Annotated in this window: 10 protein-coding genes and 1 pseudogene; 4 read left to right on the top strand and 7 right to left on the bottom strand. The window is 67.9% G+C overall.

The genetic code is table 11. The annotated features are described in order from the left end of the window. Positions 1 to 48: 48 nt before the first annotated feature. Positions 49 to 1,026: a sulfite exporter TauE/SafE family protein gene (locus DMX10_RS03580; protein WP_111259814.1), complete on the bottom strand. Its 978-nt coding sequence runs from the start codon at positions 1,024 to 1,026 to the stop codon at positions 49 to 51. Between the two features lie 242 nt (positions 1,027 to 1,268). Here DMX10_RS03580 and DMX10_RS03585 point away from each other — a divergent pair, with 242 nt between their 5' ends. After that, positions 1,269 to 1,967, top strand: a complete 699-nt coding sequence (locus DMX10_RS03585; RefSeq protein ID WP_111259815.1) for an aspartate/glutamate racemase family protein — start codon at positions 1,269 to 1,271, stop codon at positions 1,965 to 1,967. A 27-nt stretch (positions 1,968 to 1,994) separates the two neighbouring features. Further along, the gene (locus tag DMX10_RS03590; RefSeq protein ID WP_111259816.1) at positions 1,995 to 3,452 is read left to right on the top strand and encodes a carboxylesterase; all 1,458 of its coding nucleotides are present in this window, start codon (positions 1,995 to 1,997) and stop codon (positions 3,450 to 3,452) included. A gap of 22 nt (positions 3,453 to 3,474) precedes the next feature. Here the strand turns inward: DMX10_RS03590 and selO are convergent, their stop codons facing one another. The 4 genes from selO to DMX10_RS03610 all read right to left on the bottom strand — a co-directional run bounded on the left by selO (position 3,475) and on the right by DMX10_RS03610 (position 12,310). Then, positions 3,475 to 4,935, bottom strand: a complete 1,461-nt coding sequence (gene selO / locus DMX10_RS03595; RefSeq protein ID WP_111259817.1) for a protein adenylyltransferase SelO — start codon at positions 4,933 to 4,935, stop codon at positions 3,475 to 3,477. 70 nt (positions 4,936 to 5,005) lie between these two features. Then, positions 5,006 to 8,320, bottom strand: a complete 3,315-nt coding sequence (gene mscK, locus DMX10_RS03600; protein WP_111259818.1) for a mechanosensitive channel MscK — start codon at positions 8,318 to 8,320, stop codon at positions 5,006 to 5,008. Positions 8,321 to 8,399: 79 nt separating this feature from the next. Further along, a complete protein-coding gene (locus DMX10_RS03605) occupies positions 8,400 to 10,148 on the bottom strand; it encodes a potassium/proton antiporter (protein WP_111259819.1) in 1,749 nt (582 codons plus the stop codon). A gap of 359 nt (positions 10,149 to 10,507) precedes the next feature. Beyond that, positions 10,508 to 12,310: an acyl-CoA dehydrogenase gene (locus tag DMX10_RS03610; RefSeq protein ID WP_111259820.1), complete on the bottom strand. Its 1,803-nt coding sequence runs from the start codon at positions 12,308 to 12,310 to the stop codon at positions 10,508 to 10,510. 139 nt (positions 12,311 to 12,449) lie between these two features. Between DMX10_RS03610 and DMX10_RS03615 the strand changes: the two genes are divergently transcribed. Continuing rightward, positions 12,450 to 13,289: a 23S rRNA (adenine(2030)-N(6))-methyltransferase RlmJ gene (locus tag DMX10_RS03615; protein ID WP_111259821.1), complete on the top strand. Its 840-nt coding sequence runs from the start codon at positions 12,450 to 12,452 to the stop codon at positions 13,287 to 13,289. A 115-nt stretch (positions 13,290 to 13,404) separates the two neighbouring features. On the opposite strand, the gene msrA is transcribed toward DMX10_RS03615, so the two are convergent. Together msrA and DMX10_RS03625 are read right to left on the bottom strand one after the other, a co-directional pair. After that, complete coding sequence (gene msrA, locus DMX10_RS03620) at positions 13,405 to 14,052, bottom strand: peptide-methionine (S)-S-oxide reductase MsrA (RefSeq protein WP_111259822.1); 648 nt, start codon at positions 14,050 to 14,052, stop codon at positions 13,405 to 13,407. 74 nt (positions 14,053 to 14,126) lie between these two features. Next, a pseudogene (locus DMX10_RS03625) lies at positions 14,127 to 16,832 on the bottom strand (putative bifunctional diguanylate cyclase/phosphodiesterase). Positions 16,833 to 16,961: 129 nt separating this feature from the next. Here DMX10_RS03625 and DMX10_RS03630 point away from each other — a divergent pair. Continuing rightward, positions 16,962 to 17,441 carry a hypothetical protein gene (locus DMX10_RS03630; RefSeq protein ID WP_111259823.1) on the top strand — a complete coding sequence of 160 codons (480 nt, stop codon included), beginning with the start codon at positions 16,962 to 16,964 and terminating at the stop codon, positions 17,439 to 17,441. Positions 17,442 to 17,566 lie beyond the last annotated feature (125 nt).

The raw sequence follows: 17,566 nt of genomic DNA on the forward strand, positions 1-17,566 counted from the left end.
GCGGCTGGCGCGGCTAGACCGAAAAGTTCGGTGGCTAGAACCGCCCGATCAGCGCAGGGCCATGTAGATGTTGAAGGCGCTGATCAGGGTGATCAGGGTGCCGACCAGGGTCAGCAGGGTGCGCGCCGGCAGCTTCTTGCACAGCATGGCGGCGAAGGGCGCCGCGAACAGGCCGCCGAAGACCAGCCCGGCCACCAGCATCCAGGTGTTCAGCTCACCGGCCAGGAGGATGAAGGAGGTGGCGCTGGAAATGGTCAGGAAGAACTCGGCGAAGTTCACCGAGCCGATGGTGGTGCGCGGGTCGCTGCCCGAGCCCAGCAGGCTGCTGGTGACCACCGGGCCCCAGCCACCGCCGCCGGCGGCGTCGACGAAACCGCCGAACAGGGCCAGCTTGGCCACGTGCTTCGGCGCCCGGCGCTGGGCCACATGGCGGTAGGCCTTGCTGAGGATGTACAGGCCCATCAGCAGCAGGTAGGCGGAAATGAAGGGCTTGAGCGCGGCACCGTCGAAGGTGGTGATCAGCACCGCGCCGAGCACGGCGCCGATGATGCCCGGCACCAGCAGGCGCAGGAACAGGGACTTGTTGACGTTGCCCAGCTTCACGTGGGAGATGCCGGAGAGGCCGGTGGTGAAGACTTCGGCGATGTGCACGCTGGCGCTGGCCGCCGCTGGCGAGGCGCCGGCGGTGAGCAGGAAGGTGGTCGCGGTGATGCCGTAGGCCATGCCCAGCGCGCCATCGACCACCTGGGCGAGGAAGCCCACGGCCACGGCGCTCCAGAAGGTCGGGCTGCTCAGGGTACGCTCGATGATGTCCAGGCCGGTGGCACCGCCGTGGTCGCCGAAGAACAGGCGCCAGGCGAGGAAGCCCAGCAGGCTGACCAGCACCAGCACGGCGAACCACATCGCGGCGCGCAGCACCGGATGGTTGTCGGGGTGACTGACGAAATCCTCGACGGGAGGAATGCCCAGTGCCTCGTGCTCGGTGTTGATCGGGCTCTGGCTGAGGTCGAGGTTGCGGATCTTCATGCGGGGTACGGCGCCTGACAGTGGGTGGTAGAACAGGCCGGAATAAGCAGGCGGCGAAGATAAGCGGCTTTGCTTAGAGAGTCTAAGAAGATTTCCGCAGGTTCATATTCCAATTTTGTTGGACGGAGGCGGTGCGCAGCGGCGCTCGAGCGTGGGGCTGTACGCACCGATTGCCCGGCAACTGTATGCCCGGCGCCCCGGGATGCTGGGCTAGGATTTGATCTTTTGGCGCAGAGGTGGCGATGAGGACATTGGGTGTACTGGGCGGCATGAGCTGGGAGTCGACCCTGAGCTACTACCGGCTGCTCAACGAGGGCGTGCGTGACCAGCTCGGCGGCCTGCATTCGGCGCCGTTGCTGCTGCACTCGGTGGATTTCGCCGGCATCGCCGCGCTGCAGAAGTCCGGCGGCTGGGACGAGGCCGGGCACCAACTGGCCGCCGCCGCGCAAGGATTGGAGCGCGCCGGCGCCGGTGCCCTGCTGCTGGCCACCAACACCATGCACAAGGTCGCGGCGGCGATCGAGGCGGCGGTGGACATCCCCCTGCTGCATATCGGCGATGGTGTGGGCGAGGCCCTGCAGGCGCTGGGCTGCGGGCGGGCGGCGCTGCTGGGCACGCGCTTCACCATGCAGGAGGATTTCTACCGGCGGCGCCTGGACGAGCGTTTCGGCATCCAGGTACAGGTGCCCGACGCCACGGCGATGGCGGAGATCGACCGGGTGATCTTCCAGGAGCTGTGCCTGGGCCGCTTCCTCCCCGAGGCGCGGGCGTTCTACCTCGACCAGCTGCGCCAGCTGCAAGCCGCGGGTGCCCAGGCGGCGATCCTCGGCTGCACCGAGATCGGCCTGCTGCTGGAGGGCTGCGACTCACCGCTGCCCCTGGTGGACAGCACCGAGCAGCATGTGCGCATGGGCCTGCGCTGGATGCTGGCCGAAGGCTGAACCATGGGGCATGACGGAGCGGGAACGATGCGGGCTGGGATCATCCGGTGGGCGGGCCGGGGCGCGCTGCTGCTGGCCTTGGCGCTGTCACTGGTGTTCGCCGTGCGGGTGCTGGACATCCAGGGCGAGCCGACACTCGAGCCCTGGCACAGGTTCGTGCCGGAGGAACTCGACGAGCGCGAGCTCGACCAGGCCGACTGGAGCGCCTGGATGAACGCCGAGGCGCGCGTCTTCGAGCAGGTGCGTGCACAGGTCAGCGAGCAGCTGGACGCCGAGGAGCAGGTGCCGGCCAACCGCTATTTCCCGGGCAGCCCGCTGTACCCCGGCCGTTTCCGCCAGGACTGGAATCGCTCCTATGTGCTGCGTCCCGAAGGCGAGCCGGTGGGCGCGGTGGTGATGCTGCACGGCCTCACCGATTCGCCCTACAGCCTGCGCCACCTGGCGCTGCGTTACCGCCAGGCGGGCTTTGTGGTGCTCGGCCTGCGCCTGCCCGGGCACGGCACGGTGCCGGCGGCGCTGACCGACGTGAGCTGGGAACAGTGGCTGGCCGCCACCCGCCTGGCCATGCGCGAGGCCCGGCGGCTGGTGGGGGCGCAGCGGCCGTTGCGGCTGGTGGGCTATTCCAACGGCGGTGCGCTGGCGTTGAAATATTCGCTGGATGCGCTGGAGGACCCGTCCCTGCCGCGTGCCGAACGCCTGGTGCTGCTCTCGCCCATGCTGGGGGTCGCCGGCTACGCGCGTTTCGCCGGGCTGGCGGGCCTGCCGGCGGTGTTCCCGGCCTTCGCCAAGGCGGCCTGGCTCGACCTGCTGCCCGAGTACAACCCCTTCAAGTACAACTCCTTCCCGGTCAACGGCGCGCGCCAGTCCTACCAGCTCACCGCCGCGCTGCAGGAGCAGCTGCTGAGCGCCTCGCGGCGCGACGGGTTGCGGGGCCTGCCGCCGCTGCTGACCTTCCAGTCGGTGGTGGATGCGACCGTGAGCACCTCGGCGGTGGTGGCGTCGCTCTATCGTCTGGTCCCGGACAACGGCAGCGAGCTGGTGCTGTTCGACATCAATCGCTCGGTGGACTTCGGCCCGCTGTTGCGCCCGGACGCCAGCCTGGCGCTGGCGCGGCTGTTGCCGCCGCCACCGCGTGCCTATCGCACGGCGGTGATCACCAACGCCACGGCGAGCAGCCGGGAGGTGGTCGAGCGGGTGATCGAGGCCGGTGGCCGCGAGGAGTGGGTCCGGCCCCTGGACATGGCCTTCCCGCGCGAGCTGTTCTCGCTGTCCCACGTGGCGCTGCCGTTCCCCGACAGCGACGGGCTCTACGGCCGCCACCCCGATGCGGCGGACGACTTCGGCATCCACCTGGGCAACCTGTCGCTGCGGGGTGAGCGCGGGGTGCTGGTGATGAACATGGACGCCCTGCAACGGGCGACGTCCAATCCCTTCTTCCCCTACCTGCTGCAGCGGCTGGAGCAGGTGGAGGGGCTGGCGCGCTGAGGGCCTCGCCGCGCGCTGGGGCTCAGGAGGAGCAGCTGATCTCCAGGTGCTTGCCCCACTCCGGGGGCCGCTCGGCGTAGCGCTCCATGCCGGGCTGCTCGTCGAAGGGGCGTGCGAGCACGGCGTGCAGCTGGCGCACCTCGGCGAAGTCGCCCTGCTCGGCGGCCTCGATGGCGCGCTGGGCCAGGTAGTTGCGCAGGATGTACTTCGGGTTCACCGCGTGCATGCGCTGGCGGCGGGCGTCCTGGTCGTCGCCTTCGCCGGTGGCGCGTTCCACGTACTGCGCCGCCCAGGCATCGAAGCCGGCGAGGTCGACGAACTCGTCGCGCAGCACCGCGACCGCCTGTTCGGGCGTGGTCTCGCCGAGGCGGCGGAAGAACAGCGTGTAGTCCACCGCGCTGGTCTGCATCAGTTGCAGCAGGCGCTGCACCAGGGCCTCGTCGCCCTCTTCGGCGCGGGTGAGGCCCAGGCGGCGGCGCATCAGGTCCAGCCAGGCCGCCTGGTACAGCGGCAGGAACAGCTCCAGCGCCTCGCGCAGGGCGTCCACGGCGATGTGGGGCGTCAGCGCCTGGGCCAGGGCGGCGAGGTTCCAGTGGGCGATGGGCACCTGGTTGCTGAAGCTGTAGCGCCCGCTGTCGTCGGAGTGGTTGCAGATGTGGTTGGCGTCGAAGTCGTCGAGGAAGGCGTAGGGGCCGTAGTCGAAGGTGATGCCGAGGATCGACATGTTGTCGGTGTTCATCACCCCGTGGCAGAAGCCGTAGGCCTGCCAGCGGGCGATCATCCCGGCGTTGCGCTCGATGATTTCGCGGAACATCGCCAGCCAGGGCTCCTCGGCCTCCAGGCACTCGGGGAAATGGCAGGCCAGCACGTGCTCGCCGAGGGTCTTCAACTGCTCGTGCTGGCGGGTGTAGTAGAAGTATTCGAAGTGGCCGAAGCGCACGTGGCTCGGCGCCAGGCGCAGGACCATGGCGCCGGTCTCCTTCTTCTCGCGGTACACCGGGGTGCTGGAGCCGGTGACGCACAGCGCGCGGCTGCTGGGGATGCCCAGGGCGTGCAGGTGCTCGCTGGCAAGGAACTCGCGGATCGAGCTGCGCAGCACCGCGCGGCCGTCGCCCATGCGCGAGTAGGGGGTCTGGCCGGCGCCCTTGAGGTGCAGGTCCCAGTGCTCGCCGGCCTGGTTGACCACCTCGCCCAGCAGCAGGCCGCGGCCGTCGCCCAGGCGCGGGTTGTAGCTGCCGAACTGGTGCCCGGAATAGACCATGGCGCGCGGGGCGGCGTCGGACCAGAGCGTGTGCCCGGCGAACAGCTCGGCGAACACGGGCTCCTCGGCTTGCGCCGGGTCGAGGTCGAGCAGGGCCATCGCCGCCGGGCTCGCCACCACCAGGTGCGGGTCGTCCAGCGGGTCGGGCAGGACTTCGATGGAGAAGGCGTCGCCCAGGCGGGCGAAGCGGTTGTCGAACTGCAGGTCGTCGAGTTTTTTCATGGGCTCAGCTTGTCACGCGGCCGGGGCCGGGGGAAATCGCGGGGATGGGTGGTCCCCGCGTGGCGGTGGCTTACTTGGCGCGCTCTTCGGCGGCGTCGGCCGCCTGTTCCTCGGCGGGGGCGTGCTCGACGCTCTTGCGGCTGAGGATGACGTCCATCTTCGGCACCGAGGAGATGTTGATGCCGTGCTCCTGGAACAGCTGGTCGATGCGCCGGTTCAGCTCGTCCGTGGCCAGGCCCCGGTCGCCCAGTTCGCGCACGTAGATCTTCAGCTCGTGTTCCAGGGTGCTGGCGCCGTAGGTCTTCAGCTGCACGTTGGGGGCCGGGTCGCGCAGCACGCGGGTGTTCTCCTGGGTGGCTTGCAGCAGCAGCTTGCGCACCAGCTCCAGGTCGGCGCCGCGGTTGACGTTGTAGACCAGCACGATGCGCGTGACGGTGTCGGTCAGCGTCCAGTTGATCAACTGGCTGGTGAGGAAGGTCTGGTTGGGAACGATGACTTCCTTGCGGTCGCTGTCGGTGATGTGGGTGGCGCGGATGCGGATCCGGTTCACCGTGCCGGTGACGGTGCCGATGGTCACCAGGTCGCCGATGCGCACCGGGCGCTCGAACAGCAGGATCAGGCCGGAGATGAAGTTGGCGAAGATCGCCTGCATGCCGAAGCCGATACCCACCGAGAGCGCGGCCACCAGCCACTGCAGCTTGTCCCAGCTGACCCCGAGGGTGGACAGGGCGCTGACGAAACCGATGCCGGCGATGGCGTAGGAGAGCAACGTGGTGGTGGCGTAGGCACTGCCCTGGGCCAGATTCAGGCGCGACAGCACCAGCACTTCCAGGAGGCCCGGCAGGTTGCGTGCGAGCGCGGCGGTGATGCCGGCGATGATCAGCGCGCCGAGCACGTCCAGCAGGCTGATGGGCACCTGGGTGGCGGCGGCGCCGGTGCCGGTGGCGTACTGGTAGAGCGTCACTTCGTCGAGGTAGGCGAAGACGCTGATCAGGTCGGCCCAGACCAGGTACATCGAGGCGATGAAGACGCCGAGCAGGGCCAGGCGGATCAGGCGCAGGGACTGCTGGTTGACCTGCTCGATGTCCAGGGTCGGCTCTTCCACCGCCACTTCCTCGCCTTCGGCGTTCTCCTTGGTCTGCGCCTGGCGCTTGGCCAGCGCGCGGGCGTAGGCCAGGCGCCGGGCGGCGACGGCCAGGCCGCGGACGAAGGCGGCCTCGATGATCAGGGTGAGGATCAGCAGGTAGAGGGTGTTGATCAGGCGGTCGGTGAGCTTGAGCGAGGTGTAGTAGTAGCCGAAGCCGACGGCGACGATGAACACCAGCGGCAGCAGGGTGAAGCCCAGGCCGATGAGGAAGCGGAAGGGCGAGGTGTGCTCGCGCATCGGCTCGGCCAGCAGCAGGTTGCTCAGCACCAGGGCCATCAGGGCGTAGCAGGTGATGACGACGATGATGCCGATGACGTCCTCGGCCAGGGCCTGGGGCTGGTGCTCGGCCACGGTGACCACGGCCACCAGGGCCATCACCACCATGCCGAGACGGCGGATCTGCTTGCTCAGCAGCGCCACCTGCGGGCGCGGCCAGCGGAAGTGCAGCTCGGCGACGCCGCCCGGGGCGAGGATGCGGTAGAGGGTGTAGAACACCAGCCAGGCCTGGGCCATCTCCATCAGCGCGGCGCCGAGGGTGGCGTTCTGGCCGCGGGCGTCGATCTGCAGGGCCAGGCCACAGAGGGCGAGGAACAGCGTCACCGGCATCGCCAGGAGAATGTTCAGCAGCAGTGCCAGGGGCGTGTGCATCTGGCTGTCGCGCTTGTAGTGGCCGATGTCCTGGTGCAGCTCGGTGAGCTTCTCGTAGAGCCAGCTGCGGCGCCACAACAGCGCGCCGATCATCAGCAGCAGGGGGATGAACAGCCAGGGACGGTCGACCAGGCCTTCACCCAGCTCGGCCACGCCCGAGCCCCAGGGCACGTCCATCAGCTGGCGCTTGAGGTAGTGCGGTGCGCTTTTCAGCCAGGCGAGGTCCAGCGGCTTGTTGCTGGGGATCCAGAACATCTGCTCCTCCAGGGTCGCGCGCAGCGCCTGGGAGGTGCTCTGCAGCTGCTTCTGGTTGAGCTGCAGGGTGATGGACTCGTTGAGCAGGGCGTTGAGCTCGCGGCTCAGGCGGTCGAACAGTTCGGTGCGGGTGGTGGCCAGGTCGAGCAGGGTGGCGCGCAGCTCCGGCGTCACCTGGTCGGCGGGCTGGCGCGACAGCAGGTCGTCGACGTAGGCCTGGGGGTTGTTGAGCTTGTCGCGCTGCTGGCTGAGCTCGAACTGGTAGAGGCGGATGTCGGCGATCTCGTCGGCCAGGTCGCCGTCGAGCTTCAGGTGCGGCAGGGCCTGCTTCTGCTGGTAGAGGATCTTCGACAGCAGCAGGCTGCCCTTGAGCACGCTGATCTGCTCTTCCAGCGCCTGGTCGGCCTGGTTGAGGGTGTCCAGCTGCTGGCGGGTCTGCAGGTTCTGCTGGGTCAGCTCGTTGAGGCGGTCGGTGGAACGCAGCAGGTAGTCGGAGAGCTTGAGGTTGGTGGAGCTTTCGGCCGCCAGCAGGCTGTCGGGGGTGGCCTTCTGCGCCTCGCGGGAGAGTTCGGCCACCGTCTGCTCGGAGCTTTCCCGGCGCTTGTCGTTGATCAGCGACTGCAGGGCCTGGGTTTCCTGCTCCAGGCGGTGGATGCGCTCGACCAGCAGGTCGCGGCGGCTGTTGCCCAGGTCCTGCAGCAGGCTGTTGCCGGCCAGCTCCTGGCGGCGCAGCTGGGTCTGGGCGTCGAGGGCGGCCAGCTCGGCGTTGTACTGGTCGCGCTGCTCGTCGGTGATCACCTTGCCGGTGTCCTTGCCGACCTTGAGGATGGCGTTGAGCTGCTGGGTGCGCACCTGGTTGCTGCTGATCTCGGCCTGGGCGCGCTCGGGACGGGTCTGCGCGGTGATGATCAGGCTGTTGGCCTCGGCCAGGTCCTTCTGCCAGCCGGCCAGCTGGCTGCTGCGCTGGTTGAGCAACTGGTCGAGCTGGGCCAGGGAGTATTTGCCGTAGCGCTCGCCGACATCGACCGGTTTGCTGGCCTTCAGGCGGGTGAATTCACGCTGGGCGTCGGCGATCTGGCGCGGTGCATCGTTGAGCTGGCGCTTGAGGTCGGCCAGGCGTTTCTCGCTGTCGGCCTGGTTGCTCAGCTGGGTGAGCGTCTGCTCCAGCACCTGCTGCACGGCCTTCTGGTCGGCTTCCGCCAGCTTGCGGCTGGCGAGGTTGTCCAGGCTCTGCTGGACCTTGGCGCTGGTCGGTGGTTCGGCGGCATGCACGGGCGTGGCACCGAGGCAGAAGCCGATGAGGGCGGCGGCGAGGAGAGGGCGCAAAAAAGACATGGTCGCGTGGGGCGGCTCTGGAAAAAGTGCGGTTGATGATATGTCAGGACGCGGCCCCGTGCTGGGATGTGCCGCGCCTTCAGAGGAACAGTCCGGGGCCTGGACGGCCATGACCTTCGGGGAATTTGACGCCCACCTTGCGCACCTTGTTCCCTTCCATCAGGGCCACGGTCCAGGTCAGGCCGTTCCATTCCACCTGGTCGCCGACGATGGGCTCGCCGCCGATCTCGTGGGCGATGAAGCGTCCCAGCGGCTGGCTGCCATCGATGTCCTCCAGCTTCAGGCCGTAGAGCGAGGCGACGGCGGACAGCTGGGCGTCGCCTTCGAGGACGAAGTCGCCGAAGAAGCGCAGGTCCAGGCCGCGCTGGGGCGCCTGGCTGAACAGCTTGCCGAGGGCGGGAAGATCATGCTCGTGGCCGATCACGCAGAGGATGTCGCCGGCCTCCAGCACGGTGGAGCCCGAGGGGTGGAGCAGCTCGGTGCCACGGAACAGGGCGGCGATGCGGGTGCCTTCGGGCATCTTCAGTTCGCGCAGGGCGGCGCCGATGCACCACTTCTCCGCGCCCAGGCGGTAGACGAACAGCTCCCACTCGCTGGTGGGGTGGATCTCCAGCCCGGCGCGGGAGATGGGCGCCGGCTCCGGCGGCACCGTCACCCGCAGCAGCCTGGCCGCGAGTGGCAGGCTGGCGCCCTGCAGCAGCAGGGACACGAGGACGATGAAGAAGGCCAGGTTGAAGTACAGCTGCGAATGGGGCAGGCCGGCCATCATCGGGAACACCGCGAGGATGATCGGCACCGCGCCGCGCAGGCCGACCCAGGCGATGAAGGCCTTCTCGCGGTCGTGGAAGGCACGGAAGGGGATCAGCCCGATCATCACCGACAGCGGGCGGGCGAAGAGGATCATCCACAGCGCCAGGCCCAGGGCGGGGACGGCGATGGGCAGCAGGTCGTGGGGCGTGACCAGCAGGCCGAGCACGAGGAACATGCCGATCTGCGCCAGCCAGGCCATGCCGTCGAGCATGTGCAGGATGCTGTGCCGCGAGCGGATCGGCCGGTTGCCCAGCACCAGGCCGCAAAGGTAGGCGGCGAGGATGCCGCTGCCGTGCAGGAAGTTGGTGAGGGCGAACACCAGCAGGCCGCCGCTCACCACCAGCAGGGGATAGAGGCCGTTGGGCAGGTTGATGCGGTTGATCAGTTGCAGCAGCAGCCAGCCACCGGAGAGGCCGAGCAGCGCGCCGATGCCGAACTCGCTGACCAGGTGGCCGAGGAAGGACAGGCTGATCTCGGTCTGCCCCTTGGCCAGCATGTCGATCAGGGTGACGGTGAGGAACACCGCCATCGGGTCGTTGCTGCCGGATTCGATCTCCAGGGTGGCGGTGACCCGTTCGTTGAGGCCCTTGCCGCCGAGCAGGGAGAACACCGCCGCGGCGTCGGTGGAGCCGACGATGGCGCCGATCAGCAGGCCCTGCATGACGTCCAGGTCGAACAGCCAGGCGGCGGCCATGCCGGTCAGCCCGGTGGTGATCAGCACGCCGACCGTGGCCAGCGACAGCGCCGGCCACAAGGCCACGCGGAAGCTGGAGACCCGCGTGCGCAGGCCGCCGTCGAGCAGGATGATGGCCAGCGCCAGGTTGCCCACCAGGTAGGCCAGCGGGTAGTTGCTGAAGCCGATCCCGCCCGGGCCGTCGATGCCGGCGACCATGCCGACGGCAAGGATGATGACCAGGATGGGGATGCCCAGGCGCGAGGAAACCGAGCTCACCAGAATGCTTGCGCCGACCAGCAACGCGCCGATCAGGAACAGGCTATTGATGGTGGCTGCATCCACGTATTGAAGCTCCTGGTAACGATGTCGGGGGGTGACGCTGGAGGGATGCATGCAGCGTGCATGCCAGCTGGATTCTAACCTGCTACCCGCAACGCGCCGCAAGCGCTGATCGGTAGAAATCCTCAGGTTTTTTCGACCGCAGCCGAGCCGTCCGTTCATGGAATCGACCAGGCGGTCAGGATGTTCTCCGAGCCCGCTTTGCCGAGGGAGAAGGGACGATACCGATGGGCGTTCCAGTGGGTCCCCGCGTTCGCGGGGATGACGCGTCCCCCCTTGCACCGTCGTCGGTGGCGCAGCGCGACGCGGGCAAAAAAAGCCCCGCATGTGCGCGGGGCAGGGAAACCCTGAAAGCGTTGGAATCAGAACCAGGCGTCGCGCATCTCCAGGCAGGTGTCGTCGCGGGCCTCGAGGATGGCCAGGGCGTGATGGACGCTCGGCACTTCCCAGGTGAGGAAGTAGCGCGCGGCCTGCAGCTTGCCCTTGTAGAAGTCGGCGTCGGCGGGGTTGCCGCTGGCCAGGCCTTCCTCGGCGCGGATCGCCTGCTCCAGCCAGCGCCAGCCGATCACCGCGTGGCCGAAGGCGTTGAGGTAGAGCGCGGAGTTGGCCAGGGCCTGGTTGACCTTGCCCTGCATCAGGTCGCCGAGCAGTGCCAGGGTCACGGCGGAGAGGCGCGCGACGGCCTGCTCCAGCGGCTGGCGCAGGGCGTCGAGGGAGCCATGGGCGGCGGCGCGCTGGCAGGTGTCGTTGATCAGGCGGGTCAGTTGCTTGAGGCCGGCGCCGTTATTCTGCGCCACCTTGCGCCCCAGCAGGTCCAGCGACTGGATGCCGTGGGTGCCTTCGTGGATGGGGTTGAGGCGATTGTCGCGGTAGTACTGCTCCACCGGGTATTCGCGGGTGTAGCCGTGGCCGCCGAGGATCTGCACCGCCAGCTCGTTGGCCTTGAGGCAGAACTCCGAGGGCCAGGACTTGACGATGGGGGTGAGCAGGTCGAGTAGTTCATGGGCCTGCTTGCGCTCTTGCTCGGTGGCGAGGGTCTGGGTGTCGTCGAACAGGCGCGCGGCGTACAGGCCCAGGTCGAAGGCGCCTTCCACGTAGGCCTTCTGGGTCAGCAGCATGCGGCGCACGTCGGCGTGCTCGATGATCGCCACCTGGGCGCTGGTCGGGTCCTTGCCATCGGGCAGGCGGCCTTGCGGGCGCTCGCGGGCGTATTCCAGGGAGTAGAGGTAGCCGGCGTAGCCGAGCATCACCGCGCCCATGCCGACGCCGATGCGGGCCTCGTTCATCATCTGGAACATGTAGGCAAGGCCGGCGTGGGGCTTGCCCACCAGGTAGCCGACGCAGTCGCCGTTGTCGCCGAAGTTCAGCGCGGTGGAGGTGGTGCCGCGGTAGCCCATCTTGTGGAACAGGCCGGCGAGGATCACGTCGTTGCGCTTGCCGAGGGAGCCGTCGTCGTTGACCAGGAACTTGGGCACGATGAACAGCGAGATGCCTTTCACCCCGGGCGGGGCGTCCGGCAGCTTGGCCAGCACCATGTGCACGATGTTGTCCGACAGCGGGTGGTCGCCGCCGGAGATGAAGATCTTGTTGCCCTTGATGCGGTAGGTGCCGTCGCCGGCCGGTTCGGCGCGGGTGCGGATGTCCGACAGCGAGGAGCCGGCGTGGGGCTCGGTGAGCGCCATGGTGCCGAAGAAACGGCCCTCGATCATCGGCTGCAGGAAGCGCTGCTTCTGCTCGTCGCTGCCGAAGCTCTCGATCAGGTTGGCCGCGCCCATGGTGAGGAAGGGGTAGGCCGAGCTGCCGACGTTGGCCGACTGGAAGTGGGCGAAGCAGGCCTGGGACAGCAGGGTAGGCAACTGCATGCCACCCTGCTCGAAGCTGCGGGTGGCGTTGAGGAAGCCGGCTTCGAGGAAGGCGTCCACGGCGGGTTTCACTTCCGGGATCAGCGTGGCGGCGCCGTCGTGGTATTCCGGCTCGATCTCGTCGCCCTTGCGGTTGTGCGGGGCGAAGTATTTCTCGGCGATGCTGCGGGCGGTGCCGATGGCGGCGTCGAAGGTTTCGCGGTTGTGATCGGCGAAGCGCTCGCGCTGGGTCAGGGCTTCGGCGTCCAGCACTTCGTAGAGTTCGAAGGCCAGGTTGCGGGAACTGAGCAGGGTCTCGGACATGTCGGATCTCCGGTTGGATGGCCGGAGTCTAGATCGGTGAATGAAGGTCGCCTAGCAACATCCATAAGGGTGATAAAGCGGCAAAACCCGGCCAGCGTCGCGGCTGGTAAACTGCGCGCCTCGCGAGGATTCCCACACCATGAACTACCGTCACGCCTTCCATGCCGGCAACCATGCCGATGTGCTCAAACACCTGACCCTGGCCCGCCTGATCGCCCTGCTGTCACGCAAGGAGGCGCCCTTCGCCTACCTCGACAGCCACGCCGGCGTCGGCCTCTACGACCTGGCCGGCGACCAGGCCAGCCGCACCGGGGAATGGGAGGAGGGCATCGGCCGGCTCTGGGGCCAGCCCGACCTGCCGGCGCTGATGGTGGATTACCTCGGCGTGCTGCAGGCGCTGAACCCGGAGGGCGAGCTTCGTCATTACCCCGGCTCCCCCGAACTGGCTCGCCGGCTGACCCGTCCGCAGGACCGCCTGCACCTGAACGAGAAGCACCCGGAAGACGGCCAGGCGCTGAAGGAGAACATGGCCGGCGACCGCCGCGTTGCCGTGCACCTGGGCGAAGGCTGGCACCTGCCCCGGGCCCTGCTGCCGACGGCGGAGAAGCGCGCGCTGATGCTGATCGACCCGCCCTTCGAGAAGGCCGACGAACTGGAACGCTGCGTGACCGCGCTGAAGGAAGCCATCGGCCGCATGCGCCAGACCGTCGTGGCGATCTGGTACCCGATCAAGGACCAGCGCCAGCTCAAGCGCTTCTACCAGGGCCTGGAGGCCTCCGGCGCGCCCAAGCTGCTGCGCGTGGAGCTGATGGTGCACCCGGCGGACAACGCCCTCGGCCTCAACGGCTCGGGCCTGGCCATCGCCAACCCGCCGTGGGGAATCGAAGAGGAACTGCGCCAGCTGCTGCCCTGGCTGAGCGACAAGCTCGCGCAGAGTCAGGGTGGTTGGCGGTTGGACTGGATTATTGCGGACAGTTGATAGCTTGAAGCTTGAAGCTTGAAGCCGGAAGCCGGAAGCCGGAAGCCGGAAGCCGGAAGCCAGAGGCCTCAGGCCGGCGCTCCTTCTTCCAGCTTCAAGCTTCCAGCCTCAAGCTCTAAACCGGCATACAAACCCCCGTCCCCCCCAACCCGCAATAACCCCCCGGATTCTTCGCCAGGTACTGCTGGTGGTACGCCTCGGCGTAATAGAAGGGCGGCATTTCGTCGATCTCGGTGGTGATGGCGCCGAAGCCGGATTTGCTCAATTCGGCCTGGAAGCGTGCTTCGCTGGCCCTGGCGGCTTCCAGCTGGGTGGCGTCGCTGCAGTAGATGGCCGAGCGGTACTGGGTGCCGATGTCGTTGCCCTGGCGCATGCCCTGGGTCGGGTTGTGGGCTTCCCAGAACACCGAGAGCAGTTTCTCGTAGCTGATCACCTGCGGGTCGAATACCACCAGGACGACCTCGGTGTGCCCGGTGAGGCCGGAGCAGACTTCGTCGTAGGTCGGGTTCGGAGTGTGGCCGCCGGCGTAGCCGACCGCAGTGGACCAGACGCCTTCCTGTTGCCAGAAACGCCGCTCGGCGCCCCAGAAGCAGCCGAGGCCGAACACCGCCTGTTGCAGGTGGGCGGGGAAGGGCGCCTGCAGGGGGCGGCCGTTGACGTAGTGGGCATCGGGAACCGGCATCGGCGATTCGCGGCCGGGCAATGCCTGTGCCGCGGTGGGCAGCTCGATTTTGTGGGCAAGGATCTGCGAGCGCAGGACCATGGCGTTCTCCTCGAAGGGTGGCTGGCTGGTCGATAGACCTGCGGGAATGGCCGATGTTACAGCAGGCTCGGGGCTCAGGGCTGCGGTCGGCAGGGGTAGCGGCGCAGGCTTTCCACCAGCAGGTGCCCGGGGATGGGCTGGTCGAACAGGTAGCCCTGGCCGACATCGCAGCGCTGGCGGCGGAGGAAGGCCAGCTGCTGGGCGCTCTCGATGCCTTCGGCGACGACCTTGAGCTTGAGGTTGTGGGCCATGGCGATCACCGCCGAGGTGATTTCCATGTCGTCCTGGTTGTCGGGGATGTCCTTGATGAAGCTGCGGTCGATCTTGATGACGTCGATCGGGAACTTCTTCAGGTAGCTGAGGGAGGAGTAGCCGGTGCCGAAGTCGTCCATGGCCAGGGTCAGGCCGAGGGTCTTGAGGCGGTTGAGCTGGTGCTTGGTGTCGTCGGTCGCTTCCAGCAGCAGCCCTTCGGTCAGCTCCAGTTCCAGCAGCCCCGGGGGCAGTTGCTCCTCGTGGAGGATGGCGGCGATGGAGCCCACCAGGTCCGGGTCGCTGAACTGCTTGGGCGAGAGGTTGATCGCCACCTGCACATCGCCCATGCCCGAGGCGCTGAGGCGTCGGCTCATGCGGCAGGCTTCGCGGATCACCCACTTGCCGATGGGGATGATCATCCCGGTTTCCTCGGCGACGCTGATGAACTGGTCGGGGCGGATCATGCCGCGCTCCGGGTGCTGCCAGCGCAGCAGCGCCTCCATGCCCAGCAGTTGCCCGGTCTTGAGGCAGAGCTTGGGCTGGTAGAAGACTTCCAGCTCGTTCTGCGCCAGGGCGCGGCGCAGGTTGTTCTCGACGAACAGCTTGTAGCTGGCCTCGGCATTGAGGGTTTCGGTGAACAGCTGCAGCTGGTGCTTGCCGTTGGCCTTGGCCTTGTGCAGGGCGAGGCCGGCGTGCTTCATCAGGGTCTGCGGGTCGCGCCCGTGCTGCGGTGCGCAGGCGAGGCCGAGGGAGCCGGTGACGCTGATCAGCTGGTTGTCGACGAACAGCGGCTTGTCGAGGGTGTGGAGGATCTGCCCGGCGGTCCTCTGCCCGCTTTCCAGGTCGGCGCCGTCGAGCAGCACGGCGAACTCGTTGCTGGCGAAGCGCGCGAGGATGTCGCCCTGGCCGAGGGTGTTGCGCAGGCGGCGGGCGAGGCTGACCAGGAGCTTGTCGCCGGTCTGGTGGCCGAGGCTGTCGTTGATGCGCTTGAAGTTGTCGATGTCCACCAGCAGCAGGCAGAGGGGCGATTCGAGGTCGCTCTGGAAGCGCTCCTCCAGGCTGCGGATGAAGTACGGGCGGTTGCCCAGCCCGGTGAGGTTGTCGGTGTAGGCCAGCTTCTCGATGCGCTGCTGGGCCAGCTTGTTGTGGGTGACGTCCTCGTAGATGCCGATGTAGTGCGTCAGCTCGCCGTTCTCGCCGAACACCTTGGAGATGGACAACTGGCCCCAGTAGGGCTCCAGGTTCTTGCGCCGGCTGCGGAACTCGCCCTGCCAGCTGTTGCTGGTGGAGAGGCTGGAGCGGGCGTCGAACAGCAGGTCGCTGAGGTTCTCCAGGGCCGGCAGGTCGGACAGGCGGCGGCCATGGACTTCATCCGAGCTGTACTGGGTGATGGCGGTGAAGCTGGGGTTGACGTACTCCACCAGGCCGTCGCGGTCCACCAGCAGGAAGGCGCTGGCGCTCTGCTCGACGGCGCGCTGGAACAGGTGCAGGGCGTTGGTGGCGTCGAGGCGCTGCTGGTTGACCAGGACCTGGGCGAACTGGTCGGCCAGCTCGCCGGCGAAGGCGATCTCGTCGGTCTGCCAGACGCGCTGGCCGCCGGTGTGCTCCAGGCACAGCACGCCGACCACATCGCCGCCGATGCGCACGCTGGCATCGAGCAGGGCGACGATGCCCTGGGGCTTGAGGTAGTCGTCCGCCAGCTCGCTGGTGCGGGGGTCGCGCTGGGCATTGTGGGCGTCGATGGCGCGCCCGCTGTGCAGGGCTTCGAGGTACTGCGGGTAGCGGCTGACGTCGATGGCGTCCGGGTGTTCGTGGTGGTCCTGGTCGCGCCGGTAGAGGTTGATGGCGCGCAACAGGTCGCCGTCGAACATCCACAGGGACGCGCGGGACACTTCGTAGGCTTCGCAGGCGGCCTAGGTGATCAGCTTGGCCGCCTCCAGGGCGGGGTCGCCGGCACCGTAGCGGTGGCGGGCCAGGCGCACGATCAGGCTCTGCTGCGCGCGGGAGCGGATCAGGTGTTGCAGGTGGTCTTCCTGGGAGCGCTGATAGAGGTCCAGGGAGCTCTTGAGGCGGGTGTTCTGGGCTTCCAGTTCGCTGAGGCGCTGGTCGGTGTCTTCACCCGCTTCGGCATCCTCGGCATCCACCGGCAGCAGGTAGCCGCGAAGCAGGCTGCGGCCGTGCTGCTGGAAGGCTTCGCCGAGCTCGAGGATGGTGCGCACGCCGTCGGTCGTGTGCAGGCTGTACTGCACCTGGTAGCTGGCACCGCCGGCCAGCTGGCGCTGGATTTCGTCGTGAAGGCGGTAGCGGGCTTCGGGGGACATCAGGCTGGCGTAGGGGGAGCCGACCAGGGCGCAGAGCTCGGTGGCCGGCATGCCGATATGGCGTTCGCAATTGGGGTCGAGGAACAGCAGCGCCCAGCTGGCCTCGTTGATCCGCTCGAAACGCATGAGGCCAAGCCGCGAAGGGACTGGCAACTGCGTCACAACCTCGGCCACCGTACGGCTGGCGGCATCGGGATGGCTTTTCATCGGGCGGGGGGGTTCCAGTATGCTGACCGAGTCGGGCCTCGGCCCACTTCTTAATATGGCGTCGGGCAAGGGTGCATCATGCGGATGGGGCTGACAAGACAACTTGGTGGGGCTTTGGTGCTGTGCGGTATGTTTTTTTTATCACCGGTCTCGGCGGCCGGTTCGGAGCCGGTTCTCAGCAGCGCTGAGCAGACCCGCTACCTGGCCGAGATCAAGCGTCTCTACCTGACCGATGACGAGCGCAAGGCGCTGTTCGCGCACACCAATGCGCTGCTGAAGACCTATGCCCTAAGCGCCGGTTACCAGGTCGGCTCCAGTGATCGGCGTGACCTGCAGTACCAGGTGAGCCTGGCGCGGCCGGGTGAGCTGATGCTGCGCGAGGAAGTCCGGGCCACGACGGGGACCGGCGTCGCGGTGCGCAACCGGCTGCTGCCGGTGTTCGGCGTCGATCCGAGCATCAGCTATGCCTGCCCGCGCGAGGGCCAGGCCTGTGTGCTCAACGTGCCGGGCTCCAGCGAGCCGATGCTGACCATCGTGCGTGACCTGGACGGTGCCGGGCAGTTGGCCAAGGCGTTCAGCTTCCTGATCCGCAACCTGCAGAAGGGCTGACCCGGCTGCAACCGGACCCACCTGCCGGTGCGGGTGGGTTCCGCCTCTCCCTCCTTCCTTCGATGACGCGATGCGGGCCACCGCAGGACCGCGCCTGGGCGCCGGCAGGCGTGTCCTTGCGTGGA

This window comes from Pseudomonas sp. 57B-090624, from assembly GCF_003234055.1.
Lineage (GTDB): Bacteria > Pseudomonadota > Gammaproteobacteria > Pseudomonadales > Pseudomonadaceae > Metapseudomonas > Metapseudomonas tohonis.

Excerpts from the sequence above, each read along its gene's own strand:
- DMX10_RS03615 (WP_111259821.1), top strand. The coding sequence starts at position 12,450 with ATGAACTACCGTCACGCCTTCCATGCCGGCAACCATGCCGATGTGCTC.
- DMX10_RS03585 (WP_111259815.1), top strand. The coding sequence starts at position 1,269 with ATGAGGACATTGGGTGTACTGGGCGGCATGAGCTGGGAGTCGACCCTG.
- DMX10_RS03610 (WP_111259820.1), bottom strand. The coding sequence starts at position 12,310 with ATGTCCGAGACCCTGCTCAGTTCCCGCAACCTGGCCTTCGAACTCTAC.
- DMX10_RS03630 (WP_111259823.1), top strand. The coding sequence starts at position 16,962 with ATGTTTTTTTTATCACCGGTCTCGGCGGCCGGTTCGGAGCCGGTTCTC.
- selO (WP_111259817.1), bottom strand. The coding sequence starts at position 4,935 with ATGAAAAAACTCGACGACCTGCAGTTCGACAACCGCTTCGCCCGCCTG.
- msrA (WP_111259822.1), bottom strand. The coding sequence starts at position 14,052 with ATGGTCCTGCGCTCGCAGATCCTTGCCCACAAAATCGAGCTGCCCACC.
- DMX10_RS03580 (WP_111259814.1), bottom strand. The coding sequence starts at position 1,026 with ATGAAGATCCGCAACCTCGACCTCAGCCAGAGCCCGATCAACACCGAG.
- mscK (WP_111259818.1), bottom strand. The coding sequence starts at position 8,320 with ATGTCTTTTTTGCGCCCTCTCCTCGCCGCCGCCCTCATCGGCTTCTGC.
- DMX10_RS03590 (WP_111259816.1), top strand. The coding sequence starts at position 1,995 with ATGCGGGCTGGGATCATCCGGTGGGCGGGCCGGGGCGCGCTGCTGCTG.